This is a genomic window from Sphingobium xenophagum NBRC 107872 (assembly GCF_000367345.1).
GTDB lineage: Bacteria > Pseudomonadota > Alphaproteobacteria > Sphingomonadales > Sphingomonadaceae > Sphingobium > Sphingobium xenophagum.
The window spans coordinates 180,670-189,692 of record NZ_BARE01000016.1 but is presented as its reverse complement, the minus strand read 5'-3'; the positions used below and the strand labels follow the sequence as shown (position 1 = coordinate 189,692).

Below are 9,023 nucleotides of genomic sequence, written 5' to 3'. Positions count from 1 at the left end.
AAGTAGGCTGCGTCGACCCGCCCCTCCTCATTCTCGACAAAAGGCGGTCCCCACTTACGCGTATCGTCCCCTTGCGGGCTTTCGACCTTGATCACTTCTGCACCCAGATCCGCTAGCGTCTGGCCAGCCCACGGCCCCGCCAGGATGCGGGCGAGCTCAACGACTTTGACGCCAGCAAGGGGCAAGGGACCGCCCGACATTGTCAGAACGCCGCCAGCCCGGTGATCGCCCGACCGAGGATCAGCGCGTGGATATCGTGCGTGCCCTCGTAGGTGTTGACCATCTCAAGGTTCTGCGCGTGGCGCATGACCTGATACTCCGCGCTGATACCGTTGCCGCCATGCATGTCGCGCGCCAGCCGCGCAATGTCCAAGGCCTTGCCGCAGTTGTTGCGCTTGATCAGCGAAATGAGGTCAGCACCGGCGGTGTTCTCATCCAGCATCCGGCCTGCGCGCAGCGCGGCCTGCAGGCCCAGCCCGATTTCGGTGAGCATGTCGGCAAGCTTTTTCTGGAAGAGCTGGGTCTGGGCCAATGGCCGTCCGAACTGGCGACGATCGAGACCGTATTGCCGTGCCTGATGCAGACAGAATTCGGCAGCGCCCATCGCACCCCAGGCAATCCCGTAGCGCGCGCGGTTGAGGCAACCAAACGGGCCCTTCAGCCCTTCGACATTGGGCAGCAGCGCATCGTCATCCACTTCTACATCGTCGAGCACGATTTCCCCGGTAATCGACGCTCGCAGCGAGAGCTTGCCTTCGATTTTCGGCGCGGAAAGGCCCTTAGCGCCCTTCTCGATGATGAAGCCGCGGATCTTGCCGTCGTGGGCGTCGGACTTTGCCCAGACCACGAAAACATCAGCGATCGGCGCGTTGGAAATCCACATCTTCGATCCCGACAAGCGATAGCCCGACGACGTCTTGACCGCGCGGGTCTTCATTCCCGATGGGTCGGACCCGGCATCAGGCTCGGTCAAGCCGAAGCAGCCAATCAGCTCGCCACGGGCCAGACCCGGAAGATAGCGCTGGCGCTGTTCCTCACTGCCATAGGCATAGATCGGATACATCACGAGGCTGGACTGCACGCTCATCATCGAACGATAGCCCGAATCCACGCGTTCCACTTCGCGGGCGACGAGGCCATAGGCAACGTAAGATCCGCCCAGACCGCCGTAAGCTTCGGGAACAGTAACGCCGAGCAGACCCTGTTCGCCCATCTCGCGGAAGATAGCCGGATCGGTGGCTTCTTCGTTATAAGCGGCAATGACGCGCGGCTGCAGGCGGTCCTGCGCATAGGCACGTGCCGCATCACGGATCATCCGCTCATCCTCTCGCAACTGGTCTTCCAGCAAGAAGGGATCTTCCCATGAGAATGGGGCAAGTTGTCCGTGGTGGTTATGAGCGCCGGTCACGCGGCAATGCCTCCCAACAAAACATATTTGAGTTCGAGATAATCGGCGATGCCGTGGCGCGAACCTTCACGACCAAGGCCGGATTCCTTCATACCGCCAAAGGGCGCCACTTCGGTCGAGATGACCCCTTCGTTGACCCCGACGATGCCATATTCGAGCTGTTCCATCACCCGCCAGATCCGGGCCATGCCGCTGGCATAGACATAGGCGGCAAGGCCGTATGGCGTGTCGTTGGCGATCGCCACCGCCTCAGCTTCCGTGGCGAAACGGATGACCGACGCCACAGGGCCGAAAATCTCCGACCGGGCTATGTCCATATCCGGCGTCACGCCGGTCAGGATCGTGGGTGCGACGAAATTCTCGCCCGCCGGATGGCTGACGCCACCCGTGGCAAGGCTGGCACCTTCGGCGACAGCACCATCGATTAGCGACCGCACCTTGGCCACCGCGCGACCATCGATCAGTGGGCCGATCTGCGTTTCGGGATCGGCACCATTGCCCAGCCGAAGCGCCTCGACCCTTTGGGTAAACCGCGCGAGAAAAGCGTCATAGATGCCATCCTGCACCAGAATGCGATTGGCACAGACGCAAGTCTGACCGGCATTGCGGAACTTCGATATCATGATCCCGTCGATCGCCCGGTCAAGATCGGCATCGTCAAACACGATGAATGGCGCGTTGCCGCCCAGTTCCATGCTGGTCCGCTTGACCGTGCCCGCGCACTGTTCAAGCAGCAGCTTGCCCACGGCGGTCGATCCGGTGAAGCTGAGTTTGCGGATGACAGGGTGCGTGCACAGCACCTTGCCCACGCTAGCGGGATCGGTCGTCGGCACCACGCGAAACAGGTTTTCGGGCAAGCCTGCTTCAAGCGCCAGATGTTCGAGCGCCAGCGCCGAAAGCGGGGTCGCCTCGGCCGGCTTGAGGATCATCGGGCAACCTGCGGCCAGCGCCGGACCGACCTTGCGGGTGATCATCGCAATGGGGAAATTCCACGGCGTGATTGCGGCCGTGGTGCCGATGCCTTGCGCCAGGGTCAGGACGCGCTTGTCGGGGGCAAACGTCGGCGTGATCTCGCCATAGACCCGCTTGCCTTCCTCGGCATACCATTCGATGAAATTAGCGGCGTAGACAGCTTCCCCTGCGCTTTCTGTCAAAGGCTTGCCACATTCGGCGGTGCAGATCGAGGCCAGCACGTCCTTGTGGGCGAGCATGAGATCGAACCAGCGGCGCAGGATGACCGCGCGGTCCTTTGCAGTGCGTGCGGCCCACGCCCGGCCTGCAGCATCGACTGCAGGCACCAGCGCATCGACCTCTGCAGCCGACCACGACCGCACGGTTGCGATAACCGCCCCGGTCGCGGGATTGCGTACATCAAGGCCCTGAGGAGCAACGCCGTGGGCAAAAAGTTCTGTTCCGATCACAGTATCAACCCTTCGCCACCGCTTCTGCGATGGCATGGCAAGCTGAGAAGTGCAGCTGGTCAACCCGGTTCTCGTCTTCATGATCCTGCCCGAACGCCGCGTAAGCGGTGGTCTTGGCGATCACCACATCCTTTGCAGGGTCCACCCAGATCATCTGGTGATACACGCCAAGAGCGCTGTAGGCGCCGCTATTGTCGGGTATCCACCACTGATAGCCATAGCCCCAGGGGTAGGTTGATGTCGCCCGCTCGCCGGGCTTGAGGTGGTCCTTGGTCGCTGTCGAACAGGCTTCGATCCAGCCAGCGGGCAGAAGCTGCTCGCCGTCTGGAGAAAGGCCGCCGCGAAGCATGAACTGCCCAAGCTTGGCCATGTCGCGCAGCGTGACCTGAAGGCCCATGCCCGCTGCTTCCACGCCCTTGCCATCGATCAGGAAGAACGCATCATCCTCCATGCCGAGCTTGTCCCAGACCTGATGCTGGAGATAGTCGGTCAGTGACTGACCGACCGCGCGGCTGACGACCATGCCCAGAACGTGCGTATCGCAGGTGTTGTAGCGATTGTAAGTGCCCGGCGCATGCTCGCGTGGCAGCGAAGCGCAGACGGCATCGAACGAAGCCGGTTCGAGATAGGCTGCGGCAAAGCGTGCGATGTCCGAAAGGGGATCCCCGTAATCCTCGTTCCAGCGGACGCCCGACGACATCTGGAGAACATCTTCGATGCGCACGCCCTCATAGCCGGAGCCCTCGAGTTCGGGAGCATACTTGTCGACCGTGTCATCAAGGCTGGCAATATGCCCGTCGCGCAGGGCACAGGCGACCAGCGTGGAGACAAAGCTCTTTGTGCAACTGAAGATCGCGACTTGAGAATCGGCACGATTGCCTTCCCAGTAATTTTCGTAAACTTTCTCGCCCTTGTGCAGCACCAAAAGGCCCGTTGTCGTTACGTCGGCCAGAAAGGCGGCCATGTCATGGGTCTGGCCGATGGCTTCGAACGTCTGCGGCAACGCAAAGGGCTGCTCTGCTTGCGGGAACGACCGTGCATGGTCCGCGCGGTTGATGCGACGGCACGGCGTCACACTGGCCATCCGGCGAAAATGATCAGTCTGAGGGGTGCCCCGGAATAGTCCGGTGTCACGGGTAGTCCAAACCATTTAGATTGCCCTTTATCAGTGAGTGCGTCTGATGCGATCGGGTGAGGCTGCAGCCAGCCCGAGGGCCACAACCGCCATCGCTGCCATGCCGAACCCGACCAGATACGCGGGCTCGACAGTTTGTTCGGATACGAAAAGCGAGGAAACAAGCGGGCCGATGCTAAGGCCTACCATTTGCGCCGCCGCAGTAAGGTACAAAGCATGATGTTTGCGCTCGATCTCGCAGATTAGCTTGATCGACAATGGCAGGAGCGCAAGCCAGCATACCCCCATCAGGACATTGGCCAGAACAAACGAGATCGCGCCTTCCGGATGGCCCAGCCAATAGATCGCCCCGGCAAGAACCGTTCCGCCTATGATAAGGCTTTTGCCCGAAGGCAGGCGATAGCCGGCAAGGGCAACCGATGTGGCCCCGGCGACTTGCGCCAGTATGCCCAGCGAAGCGGATAGGGCCAGAGGCTGCGCCCCCAGACCGGCGGCACGTGCGGTGGATTCAAGGAACACCCATGCCGAAATCACGCCTGCGTTCTGCAGCACGATGCCCAGCAGGACCAGCCATGTGGCAAAGGGCCAGGAACGCCAGGTACTCACAGGCGAAGGCATCGCCTCGGGCTTGTGTCCCACTGCAAATACCATTGCGAGAGCGAACAGGCCAAGCCCGGCCATGAGCATGAACGGTCCAGGCGTGCCGTATGCTGGCAGTATGACCGTCGGGATAAGGTACGTGACGATGGCAATGACCGTGTTTGAAACCGCCAGAAACAGCGCGTTCATCCGGTCAGGATTGCCGATGTGGAACAGGACCACAAATGCACCCGCCAGCGCACCGCCTTCTGCCAACCCACAGATGAGGCGAATGAACAGAAGCCCGTTCGCTTCGCCGACGTATGGGGTCAACAGATTGGACAGCACAACGACCAACGCCAGAACAGCCAGCTTCAGCCGGAAGTATGACCCGGTCAGCCACCCGGGCAGGACAGCGGAAGCCAGCGCCAAACCAGCCGTTTCAAGCCCGGCGATTTCGCCGAGCCGGCTCTCGCTCAGCCGCCCTGCTTCGACCAATGGGCCAAAAGCAAGGGGCTGAAGCGAGAGGATAGCCACACCGCAGATGCCATACCCGATGGCTGCAGCAACATCGATGCGCCGTTTTGCAGCATCAGGCGACTGCGAGTTCACCAACGGTAACCCAGCGCAACGCCAACCGAGCGCGACTCGCCAAAGGTGCGGTAGTAGCTGCCAACGCCATCATTGCTGGCGTCGGTGACATAGGCCTTGTCGAACAGGTTCTTGCCCCACACGGCGAGCGTCCAGCCCGATTCATCTTCCAGCGTGATGCGACCATTGGCGACGCCATAACCGGCAACCCCACGCAAAGCCTCATCAACAGGTGTCTGGCCAAAGCGCAGGCGCGAACGGAAGTTGTAATCTGCCGAAAACGTCAGACTGCGCGTGCCGCCAAGTTCAGCGCGGTAACTGCCGGTAAGGTTGCCACTCCAGGTCGGTGCATAGTCGAGCCGTTGACCTTCCCACGGAATAACCTGATTGTCGAACGAGAACAGCACCTTGTCACTGTCGGTGATCTTGGCCTTGAGGTAACCCACCGACGCACCGAGCCGCAGCCCACGCACTGGCCGTGCAACCACTTCAAGCTCGGCCCCGAAGTTGTAGCCATTGCCGATGTTTGTGAGACGGAAGGCAAACTGCCCCGGCGTCAGCGTGCTTGGCAGAGTCGTAAACGCCTGGATGTCATCGTGATCGTAGTAGAATACCGATCCGTTGATCTGCAGCGCCCGATCGAGCCACTCGGTCTTGAACCCGCCTTCGAAGTTCAGGACGAACTCTTCCTGGTAAGGCAACGTATCTTCGGGGGTCTGCGGGAATCCGCCTGGGACACCGCCAGACTTGTATCCCCGCGAAATCGTGGCGTACAGTATGGCGGTTTCAGCCGGCTTGTACGAAAGCGTAGCCGATCCCGTCCAGTGATCGCCAAGTTCATAGTCCCGGTCGATATCGCCGACCGGGATAAGGTCGATGCCACCTGGCGCGGGGAAGCTGGTGATCTTGCGGAAGCCGGTACGACCGTTGCGGTATGTGGTCTTTTCATCGGAGTAGCGAACCGAGCCGCTGAAGGTCAGTTCCGGCGTGATGTCATAGTCGAACTGACCGTAAATGCCCCAATAGCGGGTCTTCTGGTTATAGGTCACATCAAGGAACAGGTCCTGATAGTCGACCCCGAAGATCGGATTGAAAGTGTCGAACAGGAGTGGATTGTCGGTCCAGTTAAACTCCTTGAACTCGTTGAACCGGTAGTTGGTATAAACCACGCCACCCTGCCAGCGGAAGGCGCTACTGGACGAGGATGCGATGCGCAGTTCCTGGTTGAAGTTGCGCAGTCCGGCCTGTTCGGTCCAACCCCCAAGGTTGAGCTGGCTTGCGTCATAATCGAAAGCAAAACCGAAATCGAAGCGCGTCAGTCCGGTGATCGATGTAATGGTGACACCGCCAAGATCGGCCGAGAGGTTGAGCGTGGCCGAAAGTTCTTCATTGTTGAGGCGGTTCTCTCCCTGGGAAAGGACGCGCTTGCCGTCTTTGCTTTGCGCTCCCGCGCCAGCCAGCGACGGGTCGATGCTCTGGGCAAGCGTAAGGCAATTGGCCTGATCGAGCCGCCCTGCGAGCAAGGCATCGCAAAAGTCCGGACCGGTCGGTGAATAGGCCCCGGACGCCGTTGCCAGCACCGTGTCACTCTTGTCGCGCGCGTAAAAGACCTTCAACTTTGCAGTAAGCGGGCCGATCTCGGAACGGAGCAGTCCGCGCACCGCCAGACGATCAGGCTCGCCCCATTTTCGCCCACCCGCCAAGCTCTTCTGCCATCCGCCGCCGAAGCTGCCATCGTTAAGTACGGAAAGCCGGAACGCCGTATTCTCCCCCAGCGAAAGCGATTGCGCCGCTTCGATGCGGTAACGGTTCCACGAACCATAATCGACATTCACATAGCCGTCCGTGTCACCGGGCTTTGGCTCGTGCGAAATGATCTGCACGGCACCGCCCACAGAATTGCGGCCATAAAGGCCGGCCTGCGGGCCTTTGAGCACTTCGACGCGCTGAAGGTCAAAGATGCCGCCTGCTCCAAGCACTGTCGAAGGCTGATAGACGTCATCGATAAAAATCGAGGTGGACGGGCTGTTGTTGACGTTGAAATCGAACAGCGAAACGCCGCGGATCGTCCAGTTGGGCTGGCTGCCCCCCTTGTCCTGATAGATCTGCGTGTTGCTGACCTGGGTTCCGATTTCGTCGATGGTACGGATACGCTGGTCGCGCAGGGCCTGCCCGGAGACGGCCGTGATCGCGATCGGCACATCCTGCAGATTCTGCTCCCGCTTCTGTGCCGTTACCACGATCGCATCGCCATCGGTCGGCGGACTAGTTTGCGCAAAGGCCGGGGTGGCAAGCAACGCGATCAGCGAGGCTGAGGTGGTAAGACTAAGTCGCATGTCATTTCTCCCCGATTAGTTTTTTGGATTTTTGTTGTTTGCTAAATGCCTAATTTGTCCCGCAACCCATAATACCAGGACCCGATGACGCAGTATGGCACGCGCAATAGCTTGCCCCCTACGAACGGAATGTAGGGAAGCCGCGCGAACACATCGAACTTGGTAAGTTGACCGTCGATCGCTTCGGCCAGCCGGCGGCCGAGCATCTGCGTGGTGGTCACGCCGTGGCCGCTGTCGCCTTGCGAATAATATACGCTGTCGGACACGCGCCCCACTTGCGGGTAGCGAGTCATCGTCAGCGCGAAATTGCCTGCCCACACAAAGTCGATCTTCACGTTCCGCAGTTGCGGGAATGTCTGCAGCAACTGCGGCATGATCTTGGCTGTGATATTGGCTGGATCGATGCCGCCATAGACCGATCCACCGCCATAGATGATCCGGTGATCGGCCGTCCTGCGATAATAGTCGGGAATGTAGCGTGTATCCTCGACCGCCGCATTGGCCGGGAAAAGTTCGTCCAGCAATTCCTTGCCCAGGATTTCCGTGCCGATGATCTGGCTGGATACCGGCAGGATGCGGCCCGAAAGGTCCGGCGCGGCGTCGCCAAGATAGGCGTTGCCGCAGACCAGCACCTTATTGGCTACGATATGCCCCTGCGCGGTATGGACAACCGGCCGAGCCGAACGGTCGACCTTGGTCACGCGCGACTGTTCAAAGATGCGCCCGCCCAGTGCCTCAAATGCTGCCGCTTCGCCTAGCACATAGTTCAGCGAGTGCATGTGGCCGCCGCGCGGATCGTAATAGCCACCGACATAGCGATCGGAGTTGACGACCTTGCGGATTGCATCGCCTTCCAGCAATTCGACGTCGGTATAGCCGTGGCGGTGCCATTCCTCCACGCGACCACGCAGGAAGCGCATGTGCGCATCGTGCATGCCGACAATGCTGTTTCCGTCGCGCAGGTCACATTCGATGCCATATTTTGCAACACGTTCGCGAATGATGTCCGATCCTTCGCGCGCAATTTCGCCAAACTGGCGCTCCGCCTCCGCGCCATAATGCTTGCGCACTTCGGAAAGCTGGCGGCTGTAACCGTTGACGAGTTGGCCGCCATTGCGACCCGAAGCCCCCCAGCCCACCCGTTCGCCTTCAACCACGATGACGCTATATCCGCGTTCGGCAAGTTCAAGCGCCGCCGACATGCCGGTGAAGCCCGCACCTACGACCGCCACGTCGCACCTTTCCTCGCCGCGCAGCTGCGGGCGTTCGGTCACGCGATTGGCGGTTGCGGCATAATATGAGGGCAGGCCGGCATAGGGCTTGCGGATCGGCGCATGTTCCATCGATCAGACCGTTTCTGGTTAGCTTTTAGAACCGCACGACAACCGTGCGGCTGGGAATAAGTTTGGCGGCAGAACGATCCGGACTCACGACTGCGCGTGGCACTCAATGGACTTCGTCACAGTAGATCATGGATCGTTGCATACTGCTATAATGTGATCACATATTAAGACATCCTTTGGTTGTCAACACCCATAGCGATGCGATAGAGG

Annotated in this window: 7 protein-coding genes; all 7 read right to left on the bottom strand. The window is 60.2% G+C overall.

Features of this window, described 5'->3' with window-relative positions; translation table 11 throughout:
- Positions 1-200, bottom strand: a 200-nt coding sequence (locus tag SX1_RS09605; RefSeq protein ID WP_026149635.1) for a CoA transferase, incomplete at its 3' end; no start/stop codon positions are given.
- A gap of 2 nt (positions 201-202) precedes the next feature.
- Positions 203-1,315 (bottom strand): acyl-CoA dehydrogenase, encoded by a 1,113-nt coding sequence (locus SX1_RS09600; RefSeq protein WP_019052842.1) that lies wholly within the window; start codon positions 1,313-1,315, stop codon positions 203-205.
- An 89-nt stretch (positions 1,316-1,404) separates the two neighbouring features.
- On the bottom strand, positions 1,405-2,829 hold the full coding sequence (locus tag SX1_RS09595; protein ID WP_019052841.1) for an NAD-dependent succinate-semialdehyde dehydrogenase: 1,425 nt from the start codon (positions 2,827-2,829) through the stop codon (positions 1,405-1,407).
- Between the two features lie 4 nt (positions 2,830-2,833).
- Positions 2,834-3,979: a serine hydrolase domain-containing protein gene (locus tag SX1_RS22585; RefSeq protein WP_255209732.1), complete on the bottom strand. Its 1,146-nt coding sequence runs from the start codon at positions 3,977-3,979 to the stop codon at positions 2,834-2,836.
- Between the two features lie 15 nt (positions 3,980-3,994).
- The gene (locus SX1_RS09585; RefSeq protein ID WP_157410153.1) at positions 3,995-5,155 is read right to left on the bottom strand and encodes an MFS transporter; all 1,161 of its coding nucleotides are present in this window, start codon (positions 5,153-5,155) and stop codon (positions 3,995-3,997) included.
- Complete coding sequence (locus SX1_RS09580) at positions 5,152-7,470, bottom strand: TonB-dependent receptor (protein WP_052310901.1); 2,319 nt, start codon at positions 7,468-7,470, stop codon at positions 5,152-5,154. Before SX1_RS09580 ends, SX1_RS09585 begins: the two co-directional genes overlap by 4 nt.
- A gap of 41 nt (positions 7,471-7,511) precedes the next feature.
- On the bottom strand, positions 7,512-8,813 hold the full coding sequence (locus tag SX1_RS09575; protein ID WP_019052837.1) for an NAD(P)/FAD-dependent oxidoreductase: 1,302 nt from the start codon (positions 8,811-8,813) through the stop codon (positions 7,512-7,514).
- Positions 8,814-9,023: the final 210 nt, after the last annotated feature.

What these genes read in the sequence shown, in the direction of transcription:
- SX1_RS09600 (WP_019052842.1), bottom strand. Translation starts at nt 1,315, where the DNA reads ATGATCCGTGATGCGGCACGTGCCTATGCGCAGGACCGCCTGCAGCCG.
- SX1_RS09575 (WP_019052837.1), bottom strand. Translation starts at nt 8,813, where the DNA reads ATGGAACATGCGCCGATCCGCAAGCCCTATGCCGGCCTGCCCTCATAT.
- SX1_RS09580 (WP_052310901.1), bottom strand. Translation starts at nt 7,470, where the DNA reads ATGCGACTTAGTCTTACCACCTCAGCCTCGCTGATCGCGTTGCTTGCC.
- SX1_RS22585 (WP_255209732.1), bottom strand. Translation starts at nt 3,979, where the DNA reads ATGGTTTGGACTACCCGTGACACCGGACTATTCCGGGGCACCCCTCAG.